At 73.7% G+C, this 21,611-nt stretch carries 23 protein-coding genes; 11 read left to right on the top strand and 12 right to left on the bottom strand.

The genetic code is table 11. The annotated features are described in order from the left end of the window. Positions 1-3 precede the first annotated feature (3 nt). On the bottom strand, positions 4-720 hold the full coding sequence (locus ACIQMU_RS28815; RefSeq protein ID WP_352243120.1) for a DsbA family oxidoreductase: 717 nt from the start codon (positions 718-720) through the stop codon (positions 4-6). 303 nt (positions 721-1,023) lie between these two features. Continuing rightward, complete coding sequence (locus ACIQMU_RS28820) at positions 1,024-2,544, bottom strand: aldehyde dehydrogenase (NADP(+)) (protein ID WP_402690014.1); 1,521 nt, start codon at positions 2,542-2,544, stop codon at positions 1,024-1,026. A gap of 243 nt (positions 2,545-2,787) precedes the next feature. Between ACIQMU_RS28820 and ACIQMU_RS28825 the strand changes: the two genes are divergently transcribed. From ACIQMU_RS28825 to ACIQMU_RS28850, 6 genes are all read left to right on the top strand, one after another. After that, entirely contained in the window at positions 2,788-3,558 is a 771-nt protein-coding gene (locus ACIQMU_RS28825) for an IclR family transcriptional regulator (protein WP_356729596.1), read from the top strand. After that, positions 3,558-4,034, top strand: coding sequence for a GNAT family N-acetyltransferase (locus ACIQMU_RS28830; RefSeq protein WP_402690015.1), 477 nt, complete (start codon positions 3,558-3,560; stop codon positions 4,032-4,034). The genes ACIQMU_RS28825 and ACIQMU_RS28830 overlap by 1 nt, the downstream gene beginning before the upstream one ends. 578 nt (positions 4,035-4,612) lie before the next feature. After that, positions 4,613-4,921, top strand: coding sequence for a hypothetical protein (locus ACIQMU_RS28835; protein WP_402690016.1), 309 nt, complete (start codon positions 4,613-4,615; stop codon positions 4,919-4,921). Then, positions 4,918-6,171 carry a histidine kinase gene (locus ACIQMU_RS28840; protein ID WP_352243125.1) on the top strand — a complete coding sequence of 418 codons (1,254 nt, stop codon included), beginning with the start codon at positions 4,918-4,920 and terminating at the stop codon, positions 6,169-6,171. Before ACIQMU_RS28835 ends, ACIQMU_RS28840 begins: the two co-directional genes overlap by 4 nt. Continuing rightward, positions 6,168-6,845, top strand: a complete 678-nt coding sequence (locus tag ACIQMU_RS28845; protein WP_402690017.1) for a response regulator — start codon at positions 6,168-6,170, stop codon at positions 6,843-6,845. The genes ACIQMU_RS28840 and ACIQMU_RS28845 overlap by 4 nt, the downstream gene beginning before the upstream one ends. 104 nt (positions 6,846-6,949) lie before the next feature. Then, positions 6,950-8,401, top strand: coding sequence for a peptidoglycan D,D-transpeptidase FtsI family protein (locus tag ACIQMU_RS28850; protein WP_402690018.1), 1,452 nt, complete (start codon positions 6,950-6,952; stop codon positions 8,399-8,401). A gap of 13 nt (positions 8,402-8,414) precedes the next feature. On the opposite strand, the gene ACIQMU_RS28855 is transcribed toward ACIQMU_RS28850, so the two are convergent. Then, complete coding sequence (locus ACIQMU_RS28855) at positions 8,415-9,590, bottom strand: hypothetical protein (RefSeq protein ID WP_402690019.1); 1,176 nt, start codon at positions 9,588-9,590, stop codon at positions 8,415-8,417. Positions 9,591-9,904: 314 nt separating this feature from the next. Here ACIQMU_RS28855 and ACIQMU_RS28860 point away from each other — a divergent pair, with 314 nt between their 5' ends. The 3 genes from ACIQMU_RS28860 to ACIQMU_RS28870 all read left to right on the top strand — a co-directional run bounded on the left by ACIQMU_RS28860 (position 9,905) and on the right by ACIQMU_RS28870 (position 12,419). Continuing rightward, a complete protein-coding gene (locus tag ACIQMU_RS28860; RefSeq protein ID WP_402690020.1) occupies positions 9,905-10,714 on the top strand; it encodes an NAD-dependent epimerase/dehydratase family protein in 810 nt (269 codons plus the stop codon). Positions 10,715-10,792: 78 nt separating this feature from the next. Continuing rightward, positions 10,793-11,014 carry a hypothetical protein gene (locus tag ACIQMU_RS28865; RefSeq protein WP_352243130.1) on the top strand — a complete coding sequence of 74 codons (222 nt, stop codon included), beginning with the start codon at positions 10,793-10,795 and terminating at the stop codon, positions 11,012-11,014. Between the two features lie 172 nt (positions 11,015-11,186). Next, positions 11,187-12,419 carry a TerD family protein gene (locus tag ACIQMU_RS28870; RefSeq protein WP_402690021.1) on the top strand — a complete coding sequence of 411 codons (1,233 nt, stop codon included), beginning with the start codon at positions 11,187-11,189 and terminating at the stop codon, positions 12,417-12,419. A gap of 106 nt (positions 12,420-12,525) precedes the next feature. Here ACIQMU_RS28870 and ACIQMU_RS28875 read toward each other — a convergent pair whose 3' ends face one another. The 3 genes from ACIQMU_RS28875 to ACIQMU_RS28885 all read right to left on the bottom strand — a co-directional run bounded on the left by ACIQMU_RS28875 (position 12,526) and on the right by ACIQMU_RS28885 (position 15,741). Further along, positions 12,526-12,756: a hypothetical protein gene (locus tag ACIQMU_RS28875; protein ID WP_336673006.1), complete on the bottom strand. Its 231-nt coding sequence runs from the start codon at positions 12,754-12,756 to the stop codon at positions 12,526-12,528. A 526-nt stretch (positions 12,757-13,282) separates the two neighbouring features. Beyond that, a complete protein-coding gene (locus tag ACIQMU_RS28880) occupies positions 13,283-14,791 on the bottom strand; it encodes a hypothetical protein (RefSeq protein ID WP_352243132.1) in 1,509 nt (502 codons plus the stop codon). Positions 14,792-15,027: 236 nt separating this feature from the next. Next, positions 15,028-15,741, bottom strand: a complete 714-nt coding sequence (locus tag ACIQMU_RS28885) for an antibiotic biosynthesis monooxygenase (protein WP_402690022.1) — start codon at positions 15,739-15,741, stop codon at positions 15,028-15,030. A gap of 209 nt (positions 15,742-15,950) precedes the next feature. Between ACIQMU_RS28885 and dapA the strand changes: the two genes are divergently transcribed. Further along, positions 15,951-16,832 (top strand): 4-hydroxy-tetrahydrodipicolinate synthase, encoded by an 882-nt coding sequence (dapA, locus tag ACIQMU_RS28890; protein ID WP_352243134.1) that lies wholly within the window; start codon positions 15,951-15,953, stop codon positions 16,830-16,832. 66 nt (positions 16,833-16,898) lie between these two features. Here the strand turns inward: dapA and dapD are convergent, their stop codons facing one another. The 3 genes from dapD to ACIQMU_RS28905 all read right to left on the bottom strand — a co-directional run bounded on the left by dapD (position 16,899) and on the right by ACIQMU_RS28905 (position 19,094). Continuing rightward, positions 16,899-17,897 carry a 2,3,4,5-tetrahydropyridine-2,6-dicarboxylate N-succinyltransferase gene (gene dapD, locus ACIQMU_RS28895; protein ID WP_352243135.1) on the bottom strand — a complete coding sequence of 333 codons (999 nt, stop codon included), beginning with the start codon at positions 17,895-17,897 and terminating at the stop codon, positions 16,899-16,901. Between the two features lie 244 nt (positions 17,898-18,141). Continuing rightward, positions 18,142-18,768 carry a TetR family transcriptional regulator gene (locus ACIQMU_RS28900; protein WP_352243136.1) on the bottom strand — a complete coding sequence of 209 codons (627 nt, stop codon included), beginning with the start codon at positions 18,766-18,768 and terminating at the stop codon, positions 18,142-18,144. Next, positions 18,768-19,094 (bottom strand): multidrug efflux SMR transporter, encoded by a 327-nt coding sequence (locus tag ACIQMU_RS28905; protein ID WP_352243137.1) that lies wholly within the window; start codon positions 19,092-19,094, stop codon positions 18,768-18,770. Before ACIQMU_RS28905 ends, ACIQMU_RS28900 begins: the two co-directional genes overlap by 1 nt. Positions 19,095-19,393: 299 nt before the next feature. Here ACIQMU_RS28905 and ACIQMU_RS28910 point away from each other — a divergent pair, with 299 nt between their 5' ends. Further along, the gene (locus ACIQMU_RS28910) at positions 19,394-20,383 is read left to right on the top strand and encodes a hypothetical protein (protein ID WP_352243138.1); all 990 of its coding nucleotides are present in this window, start codon (positions 19,394-19,396) and stop codon (positions 20,381-20,383) included. A 13-nt stretch (positions 20,384-20,396) separates the two neighbouring features. Here ACIQMU_RS28910 and ACIQMU_RS28915 read toward each other — a convergent pair whose 3' ends face one another. The 3 genes from ACIQMU_RS28915 to sufU are packed head-to-tail and all read right to left on the bottom strand — an operon-like array spanning position 20,397 to position 21,606. Beyond that, a complete protein-coding gene (locus ACIQMU_RS28915; RefSeq protein WP_352243139.1) occupies positions 20,397-20,762 on the bottom strand; it encodes a VOC family protein in 366 nt (121 codons plus the stop codon). A 53-nt stretch (positions 20,763-20,815) separates the two neighbouring features. After that, a complete protein-coding gene (locus tag ACIQMU_RS28920; RefSeq protein ID WP_007448467.1) occupies positions 20,816-21,154 on the bottom strand; it encodes a metal-sulfur cluster assembly factor in 339 nt (112 codons plus the stop codon). Continuing rightward, positions 21,151-21,606 carry a Fe-S cluster assembly sulfur transfer protein SufU gene (sufU, locus tag ACIQMU_RS28925; protein ID WP_307847818.1) on the bottom strand — a complete coding sequence of 152 codons (456 nt, stop codon included), beginning with the start codon at positions 21,604-21,606 and terminating at the stop codon, positions 21,151-21,153. The genes ACIQMU_RS28920 and sufU overlap by 4 nt, the downstream gene beginning before the upstream one ends. Positions 21,607-21,611: the final 5 nt, after the last annotated feature.

The raw sequence follows: 21,611 nt of genomic DNA on the forward strand, positions 1-21,611 counted from the left end.
GGCTCAGCTCTGCGGAACCTCGCAGGCCCCGTCCGTCCCGCAGGCCGCCGCGTCCCCGCCGACCGGGGTGAGGGCGGTGGCGGGGCGGTCCTTCCACGCGTGCTCCAGCGCCTGCACGAACACCTCCGAGGGCTGGCCGCCGGAGATCCCGTACCGCCGGTCGAAGACGAAGAACGGTACGGCGTTGGCGCCCAGGCCGGCCGCCTCGCGCTCGTCGTCGCGGACGTCGTCCGCGTACGCCTCGGGGTCGGCGAGCACCGCACGGGCCTCGTCGCCGTCGAGTCCGGCCTCCACGCCCAGGGCGACCAGCACCTCGTCGTCGAAGACGGACCGCTCCTCCGCGAAGTTCGCCCGGTAGGCCAGGGTGAGCAGTTCGTCCTGGCGGCCACGGGCCTTGGCCAGGTGCAGCAGCCGGTGGAGGTCGAAGGTGCTGCCGTGGTCACGGCCCTCGGTGCGGTAGCCGAGCCCTTCGGCCTGCGCGTTGGCCGCGACGTCGGCCTCCATCGAAGCCGCTTCCTCGCGACTGCGGCCGTACTTCTCGGCCAGCATGTCGATGACGAGCGCGGTGTCGCCCTTCGCCCGCGAGGGGTCGAGCTCGAAGGAGCGGTGCACCACCTCGACCTCGTCCCGGTGGGCGAACTCCGCGAGCCCCTTCTCGAAACGGGCCTTGCCGATGTAGCACCACGGACAGGCGATGTCGCTCCAGATCTCGACGCGCATGACTCTTCTTCTCTCCCGGGGTCGCGAGGAGTACGGAGGAGCCCCGCCAGGGGGGCCTCCGTACGCAGGTCAGTGGGTCGAACACGGAGCCGGACCGGGTGATTCCCGGACGTCCCCCGCCTGGCTCTCCCCCATGACCCCCACGGGCCCCGCGCGCACCGTCGCCGCCGCCCGCCGCCGCCCGCCGCCCGTCGCCGGTGCGGTTCCGCCCGGTCCGGCCGGTCGGCGAACGGCCGGCGTGGGTCCCGGCTCCGTCGCGGGCCCTCCGCCTCCAGGGCGCGGGGCAGGGCGCCGGACTCGGGCTCACACGGGGCGGCCGTCCACCCGGCGGGGCAGGCCCAGCGGGTTGTCCTCGCGCAGCTCCGGCGGGAGGAGCGCCTCGGGGGTGGACTGGTAGGTGACCGGGCGCAGCCAGCGCTCGATCGCGGTGGCTCCCACCGAGGTGGAGGTGGAGGTGGAGGCCGGGTAGGGGCCGCCGTGCTGCTGCGCGGGGGCGACGGCGACGCCGGTCGGCCAGCCGTTGACGAGGACGCGCCCGGCGAGCGGTGCGAGGGCGGCCAGCAGGCGCTCCGCCTCGGGGTCGGCGGCCCCGGCGGCGGCCTGGAGGGTGGCGGTGAGGTTGCCGGGCAGGCGGGCGAGGACGGCGGCGGCCTCGTCGGCGGAGGCGTACCGGGCGATCACGGTGACCGGGCCGAAGCACTCCTCCAGCAGCGCGTCGTGCGGGCCCTCGGCGGTCAGCCGGGCGGCCGGCACGGTGAGGAACCCGGCGGAGACCGTGTGCTCGCCGCCCGCGCCGGGGGTGACGGGCGCCTCGACGTCCGGCAGCGCGGCCCGCTCCCGTACACCCGCGACGAAGGCGTCCCGCATGCGGTGGTCCAGCAGGACGCCGGAGCCGGTGGAGCTGACCGTCTCGGTGAGCGTCTTGAGGAGCTGGTCGCCCGCCGTGCCCTCGGGTACCAGGACGAAGCCCGGCTTGGTGCAGAACTGGCCGACGCCCAGGGTCATCGAGCCCCCGAGCCCGGCGCCGATCTCCCCGGCGCGCTCGGCGGCGGCCGCCTCGGTGACGACGACCGGGTTGAGGGAGCCGAGTTCGCCGTGGAAGGGGATGGGGGCGGGCCGGGCGGCGGCGGCGTCGAACAGGGCCCGGCCGCCGCGCACCGATCCGGTGAAGCCCGCGGCGCTCACCAGCGGGTGGCGGATCAGCTCGACGCCCGCGTCGAAGCCGTGCACCAGGGTGAGGACGTCCTCGGGCAGCCCGGCTCGGACGGCGGCGCGGCGCAGAACCGAGGCGCAGAGTTCGGAGGTGGCCGGGTGGTCGGGGTGGGCCTTGACGACCACCGGGCAGCCGGCCGCGAGGGCGCTGGCGGTGTCGCCGCCGGGGACGGAGAAGGCGAGCGGGAAGTTGCTGGCCGCGTAGACGGCGACGACTCCGAGCGGGATCTTGTAGCGGCGCAGATCGGGCCAGGGCGGGGTCCGGGAGCCGTCCTCGTGGTCGATGTGGACGTCGAGGTAGGCGCCCTCGTCGACGACCTCGGCGAAGGCCCTCAACTGAGCTGCGGTGCGTGCCAGTTCACCGGCGAGCCGGGCCGGCCCGAGGGCGGTCTCGGCGTCGGCCGCCTCGACGATGTGCCCGCCGGACTCCTCCAGCAGTTCCGCCGCCGTACGCAGGAACGCGGCGCGCGCCACCCGATCGGCGAGCGCGTCGCGGACGGCGTGGGCCGCCCGGACCGCGCGGTCCACCTCCTCGGGGGTGGCCTCCGCGGCGACCTGCTCGCGCGGGTTCCCGGTTCGGGGGTCGACACTCCAGACTGGTGTTGCGCTCACCGTGATTCCCTCCCGTCGTCCGGCCGTCTCCGGCCGTCTTCCGACAGCCCTCCGACCGCCTGTGGCCGCACCTGGGCCAGCGTTCGGTATTCTGAACAGAGTTCGTGATAGTGAATGGGACTCTATTTCCGGGCGCTCCGTGTTGGCAATCCGTGACGGCGAGCACTTTCGGGCCATGACCGGGGGCGCGTCGCGCGGACGGCCCGGAGAAGCCGAAGAGAGCTGGAGAAGGGGGCGTGGGCGATGTCGGTCGCCGAGTCCGGTGGGGCACAGGTCAAGTCCGCGGTGCGGACCGTGGAGCTCCTCGAATACTTCGCGGGACGGCCCGGCATGCACTCGCTGGCCGCCGTCCAGGAGGCTGTCGGCTACCCCAAGTCCAGCCTCTACATGCTGCTGCGCACCCTGGTGGAGCTGGGCTGGGTGGAGACGGACGCGACGGGCACCCGGTACGGGATCGGCGTCCGCGCCCTGCTGGTCGGCACCTCGTACATCGACGGCGACGAGGTCGTGGCCGCCGCCCGGCCCACCCTGGACCGGCTGTCCGACGACACCGCGGAGACCATCCACCTGGCCCGCCTCGACGGGACGAACGTCGTCTACCTCGCCACCCGGCAGTCCCAGCACTATCTGCGCCCGTTCACCCGGGTCGGCCGCCGGCTGCCCGCGCACTCCACCTCGCTCGGCAAGGCGCTGCTGGCCACCCACAGCGACGAGCAGGTCCGCAAGATGCTGCCCGAGTCACTGCCCGCCCTGACCGAGCACACCATCACGGACCGCGAGAAGCTCATCGAGGAACTGCGGCTGGTCCGCGAGCAGGGCTACGCGGTGGACCGCGAGGAGAACACCATCGGCCTGCGCTGCTTCGGCGTCGCGATCCCCTACCGGACGCCCGCGCGCGACGCGGTCAGCTGCTCGGTTCCGGTGGCGCGGCTCACCCCCGGGCACGAGCAGTCGGTGAAGGACGCCCTGTTCGACGCCCGGGACCGGCTCGCCCTCGCGACGCGGCGGCTCTGATGGCCCGGATCGTCCTGCGTGCGGTCCGGGACGGGGACCTGCCGCTGTTCTTCGCCTGGATGAGCGATCCCGAGGCGATGCGCGTCGCCGCGTTCACCGCCGACGACCCCACCGACCGCGTCACGTTCGACGCCCGCTGGGCGCGGATCCGGGGCGGGTCCCGCGTGGTGATGCGCACGGTGGTGGCCGACGGGACGGCGGTGGGCCATGTCGGGGAGTACGGAGACCTCGGCGACCGCCAGGTCACCTACTGGATCGGCCGCGAGCACTGGGGCCGGGGACTGGCGACGGCCGCCCTGCGGGCGTTCCTCGACGAGACCCCCACGCGCCCGCTGCACGCGCGCGCGGCGAGGGACAATCACGGCTCGCGCCGGGTGCTGGAGAAGTGCGGCTTCGTGGTGACCGGCGCGGACCGCGGTTTCGCCCGGGCCCGGGGCGAGGAGATCGACGAGGTCCTGGCCACCCTGCGCGCCTGAGAGGCTGACCGGTGGCTCCGGACCGGGCAGCGGACGGGGGTCCGGGGCGTGTGCCTCCCCGACGGCGGGGGGCCGCGCGGAGCGTCGTCGCCCGATGACCACGCCGCGATCGCGCGCACCGGGATGCGGCCGGCCGACAGCCCTCCGAGGCCGGGCCGGATGCGCCCCGCGGGCGGCGCACCTCCCCCGCGCGGCCGAGACGGATCGTCGCCGGGCAGGACGTGCGGGGCGGGCCCGGCACGGAAGTCTGGGTGCCATGACAGCGCACCGGCCCGCCGCCCCCGCCCCGCCCCGCCCGGGGACGGCCTCCCCGTCCCCGCACCACGCCGGACCGGCCCGGACTGCCCCGCACCGCGTCCCGTCTCGCCGGCTCCCCCGCACCGCTCCGGGCGGTCCGCGTCCCGGGCCGGCCGGGCGCCGGCGGTGCTCCGGGCGGTCGCCATGGCCTCCTGCCTGCCCTACATCGGCCTCAAGGCAGCCTGGATGGCGGGCAGTCGGCTCGGCATCCCGGACGGCAGCCCGCTGCTGGAGGGCGGCACCACGCTGCTCGTCACCAACGGGGCGACGCTGCCCTCGGGGTGCTGCTGCTCGCCTTCCGGCGTACCGGCCGCCTGTCCCTGCGCCTGCCGCTCGTCCTCACGTGGGCCGGTTCGGCGCAGACGGCTTGCTGGGGCGGCTGGTTGACCGTCGCCGGGCTGATCGGCGCGGGCGATGCCTCCGACCGGCCGACGACGGCGACGGCGGTGACCTACGCTGTCCAGATGCTGGCCGGGGCGCTCGTCGTGACGCTGGGCGCGTACTTCTTCGCGGAGCGCGCCGCGGCCTCCGCGCTGCCCGCGACCGGCAAGGCCGCCGCACCGGCCTCCGACAGCGACCGGGTGTCATGAGGGCTCTCGCCGCGCTGTTCGGACGGCGGGCTCGGCTGCGCTGGCTGCACCTGATCATCGGCGGTGCGCTGCTGATGCCGTACTTTCTGGTAGGCACGATCCTGGTCGGCATGGCGAGCGGCGGGGAACAGCTCTTCTCCTCCCTGTCCGCCCAGTTGGCCGCGTTCGCCCTGGCCCTGCCGATGGCTGCGGTGACCGGCTTCTTCCCCCTCGTCCGGCCGCTGTCCGTGGCCGCCGCGCGCGCCCTGTGCGGGGTCCCGCCCGCCCTGCTGGCCGACGGGCCGGCCAGGACCCGGCAGGCCCGGGTGCGCACCGCCGGCTGGTACACCCTGCATCTGGCGCTCGGCGGGATCGTCAGTGGAAGCACCCTGGCCCTGCCGCCGTTCGCGGTGGCGGTGACCGTCATGCCGTTCTTCGCGGGGATGCGCGACACCTGGCTGCTCAACGGGCCCGCCGTGCTCCAGAAGCCGTGGGTCCTGCCCCTCGCGCCGTTGGCGGGGCTCATGATGCTGGCGGCGCTGGCGCTGGTCGCGGCCGTGGCCGGGGAGTCGTTGGCCCGGCGGGCCCCGGTGCTGCTGGGGCCGACGCCCGAGGACCGGCTGGCCGCCGTCGAGCGCCGCGCGGCGGATCTGGCGGTACGCAACCGCCTCGCCCGGGAGCTGCACGACTCGGTGGGCCACGCGCTGAGTGCCGTGACCCTTCAGGCGGGGGCGGCACGCCGGGTCCTGGACCGCGATCCGGAGTTCGTCCGCGAGGCGCTGACCGCCATCGAGGAGACGACGCGGCGGACGGTCGGGGAGCTGGACTCGGTGCTGGGGCTGCTGCGGCAGGACGGGGAGGGCACGGCGTACGGGCCCGGGCTGGACGCGCTCGGTGGGCTGCTGGCGCTCTGCGGGGCGCCGGTGGCGTACGAGCGGGAGGGCGATCCGGAGAGCGTGGAGGCGGTGGTCTCGCGGGAGGCGTACCGGATCGTCCAGGAGGGGCTGAGCAACGCGTCGCGGCACGGCGGGGGCGCGTCCCCCGTGCGGTTGCTGATCGCGGTACGGGAGAGGGAGCTGGAGATCGTGATGGAGAATCCGCTGGGCGAGCGGCCCGCCGTGGCCCGCCCCGGAGGCGGGCACGGACTGCGCGGCATCGCCGAGCGGGCCGTCCTGCTGGGCGGCCGCACCGAAGCGGGACCGTACGACGGCGTCTGGCGGCTGACCGCCCGGCTGCCGCTCGCGGTGCCGCGGGCGGCAGGGCGGCGATGAGCGGAGCGGCGACGAGCGGGGCCCCGGTGCGGGTGGTGCTGGCGGACGACGAGCGGATGGTGCGTACGGCGCTGCACGCGATCCTGGAGGCCGAGGAGGGCATCGAGGTCGTCGGGGAGGCCGCCACCGGGGCGGAGGCCGTCTCCGTGGTGCGGGAGCTGCGGCCCGACGTGGTGCTGATGGACGTGCGGATGCCGGAGATCGACGGCATCCGGGCCACGGAGCAGATCCTCACCACGCTGGACCGTCCGCCGAGGATCGTCGTCGTGACGACCTTCGAGAACGACGCGTACGTGTACGAGGCCCTGCACGCCGGGGCGGCCGGGTTCCTGCTGAAGCGGTCGGCGGCCGAGGAGCTGGTGCAGGCGGTACGCCTGGTGGCGTGCGGCGACTCCCTCCTGTATCCGGCGGCGGTACGCACGCTGGCCGCCGAGCACGCCGGGCGGCGGGCGGCCGGGGCCCCGGCGTGGGTGGCGAGGCTGACCGGGCGGGAGGCGGACGTGCTGCGGCTGATGGCGGCGGGGCTGACCAACGCGGAGATCGCGGGGCGGCTCGCGGTGGGCCCGGCGACGGCGAAGACGCATGTGGCGGCGGTCCTCGCGAAGACCGGCGCCCGGGACCGCACCCAGGCGGTCATCGCGGCGTACGAGTCCGGTTTCATCACCCCGGGCTAGGCCGCCGGGCCGGTTTCCGGGGCCCGGCCCGGAAACCTGAGAAATCCGTGAGAAGGGGCACGGGCGGGAACGTCGGGAACGCGCCCGCTCGTCCTTCCGGCGGGATGAACAAGACCATCAGGCGCGCTTCGGTCTTCTGTCTGCTCATGGTGCTCGCCCTGCTGGTGCGGGCGACGTGGGTGCAGGGCTACGAGGCCAAGGCGCTCGCAGACGACGAGCACAACCGGCGGAACACCATCGCGCAGTACGCGCGGCCGCTCGGGGACATCATCGTGGCCGGTTCGCCGGTCACCGGATCGAAGGGGACCAGTGGCGGCGACCTCCGGTACAAACGGACGTATACCCGGGGCGAGCTGTACGCGGCCGTCACCGGCTACAGCTCGCAGGCGTACGGGGCGACCCAGCTCGAAGGCATCTACAGCGACGTCCTGGACGGCACGGATGACCGGCTGAAGAACCCGAAGGACCTGATCACCGGCGGACAGGCCGCGCCGGGCGACGTGCTGACGACGATCGACCCGGACGTCCAGAAGGCGGCCTACGAGGCGCTGGGCGACGACAAGGGCGCCGCGGTGGCCGTCGACCCGAGGACCGGTCGGATTCTCGGCATGGTCTCCATCCCCTCGTACGACCCCTCGGAGATCAGCGGGACATCGGACGGGGACGCCTGGCAGGCCCTGCTGGAGGACCCGGACAAACCGCTGCTCAACCGGGCACTGCGGCAGCCACTGCCGCCCGGTTCCACGTTCAAGCTGGTGGTCGCGGCGGCCGCGCTGGAGAGCGGGCTGTACGGCTCGGTCGACGAGCGCACCGACAGCCCCGACCCGTACACCCTGCCCGGGACCAGCACCGTGCTCCCCAACGAGAACCCGTCCGCCCCCTGCGAGAACGCGACCCTGCGCACCGCCCTCCAGTACTCCTGCAACAACGTCTTCGCGAAGGCCGCCGCCGACCTCGGCCAGGACGAGGTCAAGGAGATGGCGGACGCGTTCGGGTTCGACACGGAGAAGCTGGACGTCCCGGTGCGGGCGGCGATGAGCGTCTACCCGACCGGGATGGACAAGGCGCAGACGGCGCTGACGGGGATCGGCCAGTTCGAGGTCACCGCGACCCCGCTCCAGATGGCGATGGTCACCTCGGCGCTCGCCAACGGCGGTGAGCTGGCCGCGCCGCACATGGTCTCCCGGGTGAACGACGGGGACGGCACGGCGCTGGAGGAGACCGGCGACGGCGACACGGAGCGGGTGGTGAAGCAGTCGACCGCGGAGCAGTTGCGGAGCGCGATGGTGACGGTCGTCGAGGAGGGCACGGGCGCCAACGCCCGGATTCCCGGGGCCGAGGTGGGCGGGAAGACGGGCACCGCGCAGCACGGCGTGGACAACGGCGGCACCCCGTACGCCTGGTTCACCTCGTACGCGAAGGACCGCGACAGCGGCGAGGAGGTCGCGGTCGCGGTGATCGTGGAGGACTCCGGCTCGGCACGCTCCGAGGTCAGCGGCAACGGCCTGGCCGCGCCGATCGCGCAGAAGATGATGAAGGCGGCGCTGGAGCGGTGAGGCGGGGCCCGCCTCAGCCCAGCCGTGAGAGCGCCGCGGCGACCGCCTCCAGGTCCGGGTTCGAGGCGAGGCCGGCGTGGTACAGGCGCAGTTGGTTCGCGCCGAGCGAGGCGGCGTGGGCCGCGTCGCGCTCCAGGGTGCGGGGGCTGCCCCCCATGCCGGTGACGATCCCGAAGGTGGCGGCGCGCACTCGGCCCCGGCCCGCGAACGGCCCGAGGACCGCTTCCCGGGCGGTGTCCGGGCCGGAGCAGGGCAGCACCACACCGTCGGCCACGGCCAGGACGTGGTCCGCCTCGACGCCGGCGTTGGCCCCGGTGCGGTACGGGACGGGGTCGGCGTGCAGCAGCACCTGGAAGCCGGGCGGGGCCGCGGCCCGTACGGCGGCGACGGCCTCTTCCTGGAAGGCGCGGGCGACCCGGCCGCGCCAGCGCAGCGTGACGTCCGTGGCTCCGGGCCCGAGCAGTTCCTCGATGCCGTCCCGGCCGGACTCGGAGGAGCCGGCTCCCGACCACGCCGGTTCCAGGGCGCGGCGGACGGCGGCGGACAGTTCGCCGGGGTCGGCGCCCGCCTCTCCGTACCCCTGGCGGCAGTCCGCGCAGAAGCACAGCGACATCAGGTACTGCGCGGCGTCGCCGAAGCCCACACCTGCGGCCTTGTCGTGGGCGTGCAGGTGGGCGAAGCCGTACCAGCCGCAGGACTCCAGCTCCGTCCCCCGCGCCCCGGGCCGGACGGCGGCCTCCGCCGCGAGGTCCACGAGGTACGCGCGCACGGCGGGGCGGGCGATGCAGGGGGCCCAGGGATAGCGGTCCCCGTAGGCGTTGACCACCGAGGTGTCCGGGTGCTCCGCGCCGAGTCGCGAGCTGTGCGCGAGGACGACCCAGCTGTGCACCTCCAGACCGGCGGCGGCGAGAGCTCCGGCGGCCTCGCCGTACGGATCGTCGCCGGCCGTCCAGCTCTGGCGGTACGGGGCGAGGGCCCGCCCCGCCCAGCGGCCCGGGTCCGGCGGGTACAGGACGGCGGCGTGCTCGGCGGTGACCACGCGGTGGGCGGGGTGGCGGGGGGTCAGGGCGCGGGTGGAGTGGTAGGCGGAGGCCAGGGTGACCTGCCGGACGCCGAGGTCCGCGATCCGGGCGGCGGCGTCCGGGTCCCCGACGACGTCCCACGGGTAGAGGAAGGCGCCCGCTCTCATGCCCCCTCCCCCGCCCGGGCGCGGTCGCCGGCGAGGATCTCGACGGGGTCCTCGACGCGCGCGGCGCGCGGTTCGGCGAGCGGGGCGGCAGGGGGAGTCGAGGTCACGGGCGCTCCTTGAGCAGAGACAGGTGTGCACAATCCTGATCGATGTCCATGTTTCTGAACATCGCAACGCTAGGACAGCCCCCGATGACCGGTCAAGGCCGATGACCTCTTGACGCACCGCACCCCACCTCCCTAGCTTGTCCACGCATGTGAATGCCAGTCAGGATCGCGCACAATGCTCGCGTACGCCCCCGAGGAGATCCCCGTATGACCGCTCCCCGCACCGTCCTGCTCACCGGCGCCGCAGGCGGCCTCGGCACCCTGATGCGGGGGCTGCTGCCCGCGTACGGCTACGACCTGCGGCTGTTCGACCTGGTCCCGGTACAGGGCGCGCCCGACGCGATCACCGCCGACCTGAACGACCGCAAGGCGCTGCGGGAGGCCGTGCGCGGGGTGGACGCGGTCATCCACCTGGCGGGCATCTCCCTGGAGTCCACGTTCGACAAGATCCTCCGCGCCAACATCGAGGGCACGCACCACCTCTACGAGGCCGCCCGCGAGGAGGGTGTCGGGCGCATCGTGTCCGCCTCCTCCAACCACGTCATCGGCCACACCCTGCGGCCCGCCCCGGGCGGCCCGCTGATCCCCCTGGACACTCCGCGCCGCCCCGACACCTTCTACGGGCTCTCCAAGTGCTTCGGCGAGGACCTGGCCCAGCTCTACTGGGACCAGTACGGACTGGAGACGGTCTCCGTGCGGATCGGTTCCTGCTTCCCGGAGCCCACGTCGGTGCGGATGCTGTCGGTCTGGATGAGTCCCGGCGACGGCGCACGGCTCTTCGACGCCGCCCTCACCGCCGAGGGCGTCGGGCACACCGTGGTCTACGGCTCCTCCGCCAACACCCGCCTGTGGTGGGACCTGGAGCCGGCGCGGGCGCTGGGCTACCGGCCGCTGGACGACTCCGAGCCGTACGCGGCGAAGCTCGTCGCCGAACAGGGCGAGCCGGACCCGGACGATCCGGCGCAGACCCGCGTGGGCGGCCACTTCGTGACCGACCCGCCGATCTGGCCGCACTGAGCCCGCCCGGAGGGGCGGCAGAGGCCGGGCGGCGGAAATCCGGGCGACGCGGGCCCGGCCGGCGGGCAGGATACGGACATGCCCCGACCTTCCGGATTCCGGTACGAACAGCACGGCGACCAGAGCGTCACCATCACCCACCACGGCCGGCCCGCGGGCACCCTGCGCGGCGCCCGGGCGCAGAAGTTCCTGGCCGAGGCGGCATCGGGCGACGCCCAGCTGTCGATGGCGCGCTGGACCGGCGCGTACAAGCACGGCAACGAACGCGCCGCCCGCGACCACCCGCGCAACCGCCGCTGAAGCTCCGCCGGTCCGGCCCGGACCACCGTCGGCCCGGTGCCGGACCACCGCCCGCCGCCGCAGAACGGTGGCCGGACGGCCGCCGAGAGCGGATCAAAAGCCGCGAAGAGGGCGCGGGGGAAGGCCGCGAAGGTAAGGGAACGGCAAAGCCGGGTCGTTCGTTACCCCGTGCATGACCGCAATGACACCCGGCTCGAACATCCCTCTCTCCGCCGCCCGCGTGGCGGTGGACGTCGCCGCTCCGGTGCGGCTCGACGTCTCGGGCCTGCTGCTCACCGCCGACGGCAAGGTGCGCTCCGACGACGACTTCATCTTCTACAACCAGCCCTCCGGCCCCGGTGTGACCTACCGCTCCGGCGGGGGTTCGACACCCGACGCCATCGTGGTGGACACCGCGGCCGTTCCGCCGGGCATCGAGAAGATCGTCGTCACCGCGAGCCCGGACGCCGCGGGCCAGACCTTCCAGGGCGTCGAGCCGACGGCCACCGTGCGCAACGCGGACGACGGCAGTGCGCTCGCCACCTTCACCCCGCCGCGGCTCGGCGCCGAGACCGCGCTCGTGGTCATCGAGATCTACCTGCGCAACGGAGCCTGGAAGGCCCGCGCGGTCGGTCAGGGTTACGCGAACGGGCTGGCCGGGATCGCCACGGACTTCGGTGTCTCGGTCGAGGAGCCCGCGACCGCGGCGGCCCCGCAGGCACCGGCGGCCCCCGCGCCCGTCACCGCCCCGGCCCCGGTCGCCGCCCCGGCCGATCCGCGGATCGCCCCGCCGGCCCCGCCCGCTCCCCCGGCGCCCGCCGCGCCCGCCGCGCCCGCCGCGCCCGCAGGGAAGATCAACCTGGACAAGGGCCGGGTCAACCTCCAGAAGAACCAGACCGTGTCCCTCGTCAAGGGCGGCGCCCCGCTGCTCTCGCGGGTCAGGATGGGGCTGGGCTGGGAGCCCGCGTTCCGTGGCAAGGACATCGACCTGGACGCGTCGGTGATCGCCTACGGCCCCAACCGCAACCACCTGGACAGCTGCTACTTCGGCAAGCTGACCATCCTGAACGGGGCGATCAAGCACTCCGGCGACAACCTCACCGGTGAGGGCGCCGGCGACGACGAGGTGATCATGGTTGACCTGGGCCGGATCCCCGCCGAGGCGACGGGCCTGGTCTTCACGGTGAACTCGTTCACCGGGCAGAAGTTCAACGAGGTCGCGAAAGCCTACTGCCGGCTGATCGACGACGCGTCCGGCGAGGAGCTGGTCCGCTTCGACCTCACCGGTGCCGAGCCGCAGACCGGCGTGATGATGGCCAAGCTCATCAAGCAGTTCACCGGCGAGTGGGAGATGACCGCGATGGGCGAGTTCGTGAGGTCGCGCACGGTCCGGGGCATGGTGAAGCCCGCCGCCAAGTCCCTGTAGCCGTCGTAGGTCCGCTGCCGAGCGCCTACGGAGTCCGGGGCGCCTGAAGTGATTCAGGCGCCCCGGATCCGGAGAAGACGGACGCTGCTCGTGCTCGTCTCGCGTCTCAGAGCTTGGTCAACTTGGAGTACGGGCTCAGGATCCTTCCCTGTCGCCCCGAGAAGTCGATGAGAACTGCGTCGTTGTCGCCCTCGACAGCAAGAATCCTGCCGAGCCCGAACTGGTCGTGCGACACCCGGTCGCCCACATCGAAGCATTCGACCGGTGGGGCATCCTGGGCCGGGCGGTTGAAGGGACTGGAAGGCAGGTGACGCCGGGATCCGGCTGACTGTTTCATTACGTCGAGTATGCGCCCTGTGAAGGCCCGACGCCATGCCCGCCGGTGCCCGGGGCCCCAGAAGTGCCGGATTCGTAATCAGGCGCCACCACGGCCGGACAGCGCTTCCTCGCGCTTCCAGCGGCCGGACCGCGCGCGGCACAGCGCCGGAAAGACCCCCGAACGGGTGGCGGTTTCCGTCGCCGGGCGGGGCGCGGTCGAGCCCGTTTCCGCTCCGATTCGAGGTGCGTACGGACCCGGTGCCGCCGGAAGTCTCCCGGTCACGCCGCCACGGAACGTCCACATGCTCTGCCCGTCGGTGACGAGGCCCGGGCGCGTCGCGCGGCAGGCGGAGTCCGTCGCCGAGGCGGTCATCGGGTGACGCAGGTCAGCCCGCGCCCCGAGGAAGGGGCGCGGAGCGGGCGGCGCCGCGCCGCCCCGGGGGGACGTGTCCGGCCGGCGCCCGTATCGGCACGCCGACTACACGACGGCGACACGGGCGTACGGCCACGACGGCCCGGGGGCGCCCGGGCGGGTCCGGGTCCGCTCAGCCACCGACGCGGGAGCGCGCCTTGAACGCCGCCTTGCGGGCGTCCTTGGCCGCCTTCTTGTCACTGTGCAGCCGGCCCATGGCTTCCAGGACGTCGGCGGTGGCCGGGTGGTCCACGCGCCAGACCTCGTCGAAGAAGCCGCTGTGCTGCGCGGAGAGGCCCTCGACGAGTCCCTGGAGTTCGTCCAGCTCGCCGTCCGCGTCCAGCTGGGCGGCGATGGTGTCGATGGCCAGCCAGAAGATCATGTTCTCCGGCGGGACGGGCACGTCGGCGGCGCCGCGCTCCGCGAGCCAGACGCGGGCCAGGCCGCCCAGCTCGGGGTCGCCGAGCACCGCGCGTACGGCGGGCTCCGCCTCGGGGCCGACCAGGGCGAGGGCCTGCTGGCAGTGGAGGCGGCGCAGCGGCGCACCCTCGTCCGTGCCGCGCGCGGCGGCCAGCAGCTCGGCCGCCGCCGACACCGCGCCCTCGGCGCCGTGGCCGGCGAGCCAGAGCTTGACCTCGGCGCGGGCGGCGGACTCCGGGTAGTGGGCGATGCCGTCGAGGAGGGCGTCGGCTCCCTTGCCCGCGAGGTCGCCGACGGCGGGGGCGTCCACCCCGGCCTCCAGCATCCGGGCCCGGACGCCGTACAGCCCGAGGGGAGTGAGCCTGACCATGCCGTAGCGGGTGACGTCCTCGTCGTCGGCCCCGGTGGCGGAGGCGTCCGCGGCTTCGCCCTCCTCGACCAGCAACGCCTCGTCGACCGGGCGGTATTCGACGATCCCGATGGGTTCGAGCAGCCGGAACTGGTCGTCGAGGCGCATCATCGCCTCCGACACCTGCTCCAGGATGTCGTCGGTCGGCTCGCCCATGTCGTCGGGGACGATCATCGACGCGGCGAGGGCGGGCAGCGGGACCGGCCCTTCGCCCGCGCCGTTGTCCGCGAGGGTGAGCAGGTAGAGGTTGCCGAGGACGCCGTCGAGGAATTCGGCCTCGGCCTCCGGGTCCCAGTCCAGGGCGTCGAAGTCGATCGAGCCGTCCTCGCCGACGAGGTCTGCGAAGTCGTCCAGCACGGGCGCGGTGGCGTCGGCGTGCACGGCGTCCAGGCCGTCCAGCCAGATACTCAGGACGTCCTGCGGGGAGCCGCCGGTGAGCAGGGCCAGATTCTCGCCGGTGGTGACGGTGCCCCCGGCCTCGCCGACCGTGCCCTCGTCGGCGCCCGGATGCTCCTGGTCGTCCTCGGCCTCCTCGGGGTCCGTGACGTCGAGGAGGCCGGTGTCCACGGCGAGCCGCCAGGCTTCGCTGGCGTAGGCGGCGCCGTCCTCGTCGGCCGGGAGCCCGAGGTGCTCGGCGGCGGCGGGCAGTTGGGCCTCGGCCAGCTCGCCGCCCGCGCCGACACGGGTGTCGGGTCCGGCCCAGCGGGCGAGCTTGACGGCGCGGACGAACAGCGGAGCGGCGAGCGCGTCCCGCGCCAGTTCGGCCTCGGAGTTCAGCCGCACCGGCGGCAGGGAGGGGCGCTCTGCGGACATCGGGGGTTCTCCTCGGTGCGTGCTCGTGCTCGGGGGCATACGGAATGCGTACGCGGTTCAGCCGCCCAAGCCTAGACGCAATGCGCCGCCCGCCGCCCGCCCCTCTGCCGCATACCTCACGCCTACCGCAGCCCGCCTCGCGCCGCCGGGCCCCCCGACGCGTGCGGCCCGGCTCCGACGCGTGCCGCCCGGGCGCGTGCCGGCCGGCGCTTGCGCCGGCGGTGCCCCTCGCGCCCCTACGCGCCCGCGGCCGGCTCCAGGCTGAGCGCGGGGGTGTAGCGGTTCACGCCCCCTCCGGTCATGCCCGGGTACTTCTGGACCCGCTCCCAGAGCGGGGAGGGGGAGCCGACGCCCTCTCCTGGGGCGGCGAGGGCCGCGATGTGGTGCTCGGCGCTCTCCCACTCGGCGTAGTTGAGGACCCGGGTGCCGTCGGTGCCGACATGGAAGTACGCGGCGATGCCGCCCGGCGGCATGGCTACCCCGTCGCCGAGCGCCTCGAACACCGCGTCCACCCAGTCGCGCTGGCGGGCGGGGTCGGGCCCGTCGAACTGGACGTCCACGATGACGACGACCCCCGGCTTGCGGTCGTCGCCCTCGGCCGGGAGCGCGGAGCGGTACAACTCGTACGTGTGCAGTGCGACGCGTTCGATGCCGGGGACGGCCGCGTCGATCTCGGCGTTGCGCGTGTCGCGGACGTCCCGTACGAAGTCCTGGTAAGCCTGTTCGCCGGTCCACTGGGAGTAGTGCAGCAGGGTCGCGCCGTCCTCCCCCGCGTAGACGCTGTAGGAGAGCAGGCCGGGGTGCGGCCATTCCCGGTTCTCCCATGTCTTGCGGATGGCGTCGACGGCCTCCCGCTGCCGCTGCGGTGTGCCGACGTTCCAGGTGCTGGCCTTGGCGATCCGGGCATCGGCGCGGGCCGGGTCGGGGCGGTCGGTGACGTGCGTGGTCATGGCGGTGTTTCCCCTCTCACGCGCACCGGTCGGCGCGTCGTGACCCTCACCGTGACACCTCAAGTTCGCTTGAGGTCAAGCCTGTTCCTCGATCGCGCGAGGAAACCCGAGCAGCAGGCGCGACCCGTCCGACCTTTCAGCATCCCTTGCCGGTCACCGCAAGAAGTTCTAAGTGGACCTACGTGGTTCCGGGAGCCGACACTTCGGGCATGACCGCCACCGCACCGCGCCCCTTCGGCCGCACGCTCTGCGCCATGATCACGCCCTTCACCGCCGCCGGGGCCCTGGACCCGGACGCCGCCCGTGCGCACGCCGCGCGCCTGGTGGCGGAGGGCTGCGACGGGATCGTCCTCAGCGGCACCACGGGCGAGTCCCCCACCACGACGGACGCCGAGAAGTCCGATCTGCTGCGGGCCGTCCGGGCGGAGGTCGGCGACGGGGTGCCGCTGCTCTCCGGCGTCGGGGGCCCGGACACCGCGCACACCCTGCGCCTGGCGCGGGAGGCCGAGGAGGCGGGCGCGGACGGGCTGCTCGTGGTGACCCCGTACTACAGCCGCCCGCCGCAGGCCGCCGTCGAGGCGTACTTCCTGCGGGTGGCGGAGTCCACCGGGCTGCCGCTGATGCTGTACGACATCCCCGGCCGCACCGGCACCCGGATCGAGCCGGATACCCTGTCGCGACTGGCGGAGCACCCGCGGGTGGTGGCGGTGAAGGACTGCTCCTACGACCTGCTCGGCTCGACCAAGGTGATGGCCCGCACCTCGCTGGCGTACTACTCGGGCTGCGAGGAGCTGAACCTGCCGCTGTACGCGGTGGGCGGCGCCGGCTATGTCAGCACGGTCGCGAACGTGGCTCCGCGCCGGATGCGGGCGCCGCTGGACGCGTTCGACGCGGGCCGCACCGACGAGGCGGCCCGGCTGAACGGGCTCACCGTGCGCCTCACCGAACTGATGATGGCGAGCGGGCTCCCCGGAACCGTCACCGTGAAGGCGCTGCTGGACGCCGGACCGGTCCGGGAACCGCTGCAGCCCGCCGGGCGCGGGGCGACCGACGGGCTGCGTGCGGCGTACGAGGAACTCCTCGCGGCCTGAGGACCGCAGGGCCCCCGCCGGCCGGCTCGTGCCGGGCCGGTGCGGACGAGAAGCCCCGCCGCGTGACTAGTTGTGGGCGTGCAGGACGTCGTTCAGGCCGCCCCACACCGCGTTGTTCGGGCGGGCCTCGACCGTGCCGGTGACCGAGTTGCGGCGGAAGAGGATGTTGGCGGCGCCGGACAGCTCCCGGGCCTTGACGATCTGGCCGTCCGGCAGCGTGACGCGCGTTCCCGCGGTGACGTACAGACCGGCCTCGACGACGCACTCGTCGCCGAGCGCGATCCCGACGCCCGCCTCCGCGCCCACCAGGCAGCGCTCGCCGATGATGATGCGCTCCGTGCCGCCGCCGGAGAGGGTGCCCATGGTGGAGGCGCCGCCGCCGATGTCGGAACCGTCGCCGACGACGACGCCCGCGGAGATCCGGCCCTCGATCATGGAGGTGCCGAGCGTGCCCGCGTTGAAGTTGACGAAGCCCTCGTGCATGACGGTGGTCCCGGCGGCGAGGTGCGCGCCGAGCCGCACGCGGTCGGCGTCCGCGATGCGTACGCCCTTCGGGGCGACGTAGTCGGTCATCCGCGGGAACTTGTCGACCGAGGTGACCTGGAGGTGCAGGCCCTCGGCGCGGGCGTTGAGCCGCACCCGCTCCAGGTCGTCGACGGCCACCGGGCCGAGCGAGGTCCAGGCGACGTTGGCGAGCAGCCCGAAGAGCCCGTCGAGGTTCTGGCCGTGCGGCTGGACGAGCCGGTGCGACAGCAGGTGCAGGCGCAGGTAGGCGTCGTGCGCGTCGAGCGGCTTGTCGTCCAGCGAGGAGACGACCGTGGAGACGGCGACGACCTCCACGCCGCGCCGGGCGTCCACGCCGAGAGCCTTGGCGGCGCCCTCACCGAGCCGGTTGACGGCCTCGTCCGGAGTGAGGCGCGTCGTACCGGCCGGGCCGGGGTCCGAGGTCAGCTCGGGAGCGGGGAACCAGGTGTCGAGGACGGTGCCGTCACCGGCGACGGTGGCGAGGCCGGCGGCGACGGCGCCGGTGGTGCGGGCAGAACCCTGGGAAGTCGTGTCGGTCATGAACAGCAACCTAACCGGCCGGGACCCGCTCGGGCGAACCGGTCCCGGTCCCCGGTCCGGGGAGGGCGGACGGCGGCGCGTCGCCACGGGCCCCGGTCCTCACCCGTGCCCGGCCCGACACCGCCCGGTCCGCGGAGAGGGGGCGGGGCGGCGGCGTCACGCCGGGCGCCCGGGGCCGGCGTGACGCTTCCGCGCGGGCGGAGCGCCGGTCGCACCGGGCGGGGCACGATGCCGGACCACGCCTTCACCGCGGTGCCGTCCGTCCGCCGCCCGAAGCGCCGGTTCGGGCGGCGCCGTCGATGATCCGGGACAGCATCTCGCGGGTGCAGGGCGCGTCGAACGCGCCGCCGGTCAGCAGGACCTGGAGGCAGACGCCGTCCATCAGCGCGACGAGGGCCCGCGCGGTCTCCGGGTCCGTGCGCCGGGACAGCAGCGTGACGGCCTCCTCGGTCCATTCGGCGGCGACCGGGCGCAGCACGGGGCGGCGCAGGGCCGCGAGGTAGAGCTCGTACTCCAGCTCGATCGCGCCGCGTTCGCCGGCGAACCACCGCCCCAGCAGTCGTGTCAGCTCGTCCGCGAGACCGACGGACACGGCGTCGCCCGCCGCGGCCTCCGCGCCGCCGCCCGCCTCCGGCCCGGTGAGGACCGCGCTGCCGCGCAGTTCCTGGACGAAGTGCTCGTTGCACCGGCGCAGGGCCGCGACCAGGAGTTCGTCGAGGGAGCCGAAGTGGTACGTGGTCGAGCCGAGCGGCACGTCGGCCTCGGCGGCCACGGTGCGATGGCTGAGTCCGGCCATGCCGCGGGCCGCGATCACCCGCAGCGCCGCGTCGATGATCCGCGTCCGCCGCTCGGGGTCGTACCGCCGGGCCATCAGTGCGCCCCTCCCAGATTGAGGACGACGACCCCGGCCACGATCAGGGCGATGCCCGCGATCTTGACCGGGCCGCTGGACTCGCCCAGGAACAGGATTCCGATGCCGGCGACGGCCGCGGTGCCGACGCCGGCCCAGATGGCGTACGCCGTGCCCACGGAGAGCGTCTTGAGGGTCTGCGCGAGCAGGGTGAAGGCGACGAGGTAGCCCACCGCGGTGCCGAGCGAGGGCCAGAGCCGGGTGAAGCCCTCGCTGTATTTCATAGCCGTCGTCCCGGCCACTTCCGCCGCGATGGCGGCGGCCAGCAGTCCGTATGCGTATCCCATGTGTACGACTGTACCCAACGTTGCGTACGGGCGTACATATCATCGGCTCGGACCTGGGAGGCTACGGTGTGCCGACCGACCACACGGCTCGCGACACGGGCCGACGACACGACGGAGACGCAGTGGCGCAGGACGCAGGGTGGGGCGGCGGCCCGTACGGGGGCGCACCTCACGGTGGGGGGCCCTTTCACGGGGGCGCGCAGGGGCCGGACGGCGGCTGGCACGGCGGGTGGAACGGCGGGTGGGCCGCACCGCCCAAGCCGGGAGTGATACCCCTGGCGCCGCTGAGGATCTCGGACATGCTCAGCGGCGCCTTCTCGACCCTCGGGCGGTACTGGAAACCGCTGATCGGGATGGCCCTGACGCTGTTCGGCGCGGCGGCCCTCCTGATGATCGCCGCGCTGGTGGTCGCCGCCGCCGCCGTCGCACCCCACTGGGACGAGCTGACGTCCAGCTCACGGAAGATGCCGGACGCGCAGACGCTGATCCCGCTGGGTGTCGCGTTCGGTGTGCTGATGGTCCTCGGCGTGCTCGTCGCACTGCTGGCGTCGGCCGTGGTGCAGGCGGCGGTGCCCGTGGTCCTCCAGGAGGCCGTGCTGGGGCGCCCGATCCGCTTCGGCGCCGTCTGGAGCCGTGCGTGGTCGCGGGTCTGGTCCGTCATCGGAACCGTGTTCCTCACGGGGCTGATCGCGATCATCCCGATGGCGCTCTTCACGACCGCCTTCGCCGGGCTGATGATCTACACCGCCTCACTGGGCGACGAGGGCGGCGTCGTACCGCTGATCGTGGCCGGCCTCGTCGGCACCCTGCTCGTCGCCCCCGTGGCGGTCTGGCTCTGGGTGCGGTTCTCCCTGGCTCCCACGATCGTGGTCTTCGAGAACCAGCGCCCGGTCGCGGCCCTGCGCCGCTCGGTCCAGCTCGTGCGCGGCAGCTGGTGGCGGGTCTTCGGCGTCGGGCTGCTCGGCTACGCGCTGGCGTCCATGATCGGCTACATGGTCCAGCTGCCGTTCCAGATGATCGGCATGCTCCCCGGCCTGTACGACCCCGCGGACATGGAGGCCGACGCGGGCGGCGGGGAGCTCCTCGCCCTGTTCATCGGCCTGATCGCGCTGTCCTTCATCAGCCAGCTGATCGCCCAGCTGTTCACGGCGGTCTTCCCGCCGCTGGTGGTCGGCCTGCTGTACGTCGACCGCCGGATGCGCACGGAGAACCTGGGCCCGGTCCTGGCCGAGGCCGCGGGTGCGACACTGCCCGAGCAGTACGGACCGCCGCCGCCCGCACACGTCTGAGTGCCGGCCCGGCTCAGTCGGTCAGGGTCCGCTTGGGGCGGAGGACGCAGAACTCGTTGCCCTCCGGATCGGCCAGCACCACGAACGTGGCGTCCGGGCCCTGCCCCACGTCCACCCGCCGGGCGCCGAGCGCGAGGATCCGCTCGACCTCGGCGTCCCGGTCGTCGGGGGCCAGGTCGATGTGCAGCCGGTTCTTGACGGTCTTCCCCTCGGGCACCGGGAGGAAGCACATGCCCGGCAGCGCCGTCTCGTGGGCGCCGATGACGATCTCCTCCTCGTCCTCGAAGAGCACCTGCCAGTCCAGCACCGCGCTCCAGAAGCGGGCCATGAGCGGCAGGTCGTGAGCGTCGACGGCGATGTGGTAAATGGATACGGCCATGCCCGCCAGTGTGCCTGGCGGGCATGGCCGTATCCATGGGTCTCCGGGGCGTGTCAGACGTTGAACCCCAGCGCGCGGAGCTGCTCGCGTCCGTCGTCGGTGATCTTGTCCGGGCCCCACGGCGGCATCCAGACCCAGTTGATCCGGAGCTCGTTGACGATGCCGTCGGTGGCGGACTTCGCCTGGTCCTCGATGACGTCGGTCAGCGGGCAGGCCGCGGACGTCAGGGTCATGTCGAGGGTGGCGATGTTGGCGTCGTCGACGTGGATGCCGTAGATCAGGCCCAGGTTGACGACGTCGATGCCCAGCTCGGGGTCGACGACGTCGTACAGCGCCTCGCGGACCTCCTCCTCGGAGGCCGGCTTCATGGTCACGGTCTCGTTGTCGCTCATGCGGTCTTCCCTTCGGACAGCGCCTTGGCCGTCGCGTCCTTCCACGCCATCCAGCTCAGCAGCGCGCACTTGACCCGGGCGGGGTACTTGGAGACGCCGGCGAACGCGACGGCGTCCTCCAGCACCTCCTCCATCGCGTCGTCCGGCTCCAGCTGGCCCTTGGACTGCATCAGCTCCAGGAAGGCGCCCTGGATCTTCTGCGCCTGGGACAGCTCCTTGCCGACGAGCAGCTCGTTCAGCACGGAGGCGCTGGCCTGGCTGATGGAACAGCCCTGGCCCTCGTAACTCACGTCGGCGATGGTCTCGCCGTCGTACTTCACGCGGAGCGTGATCTCGTCGCCGCACGTCGGATTGACGTGGTGCACCTCGGCGTCGCCGTCCCGCAGGCCACGCCCGTGGGGGTGCTTGTAGTGGTCCAGGATCACTTCCTGGTACATCGAATCAAGCTTCACCAGTC

Origin of the sequence: Streptomyces sp. NPDC091649 (assembly GCF_044756785.1) — a bacterium.
Classification (GTDB): Bacteria; Actinomycetota; Actinomycetes; order Streptomycetales; family Streptomycetaceae; genus Streptomyces.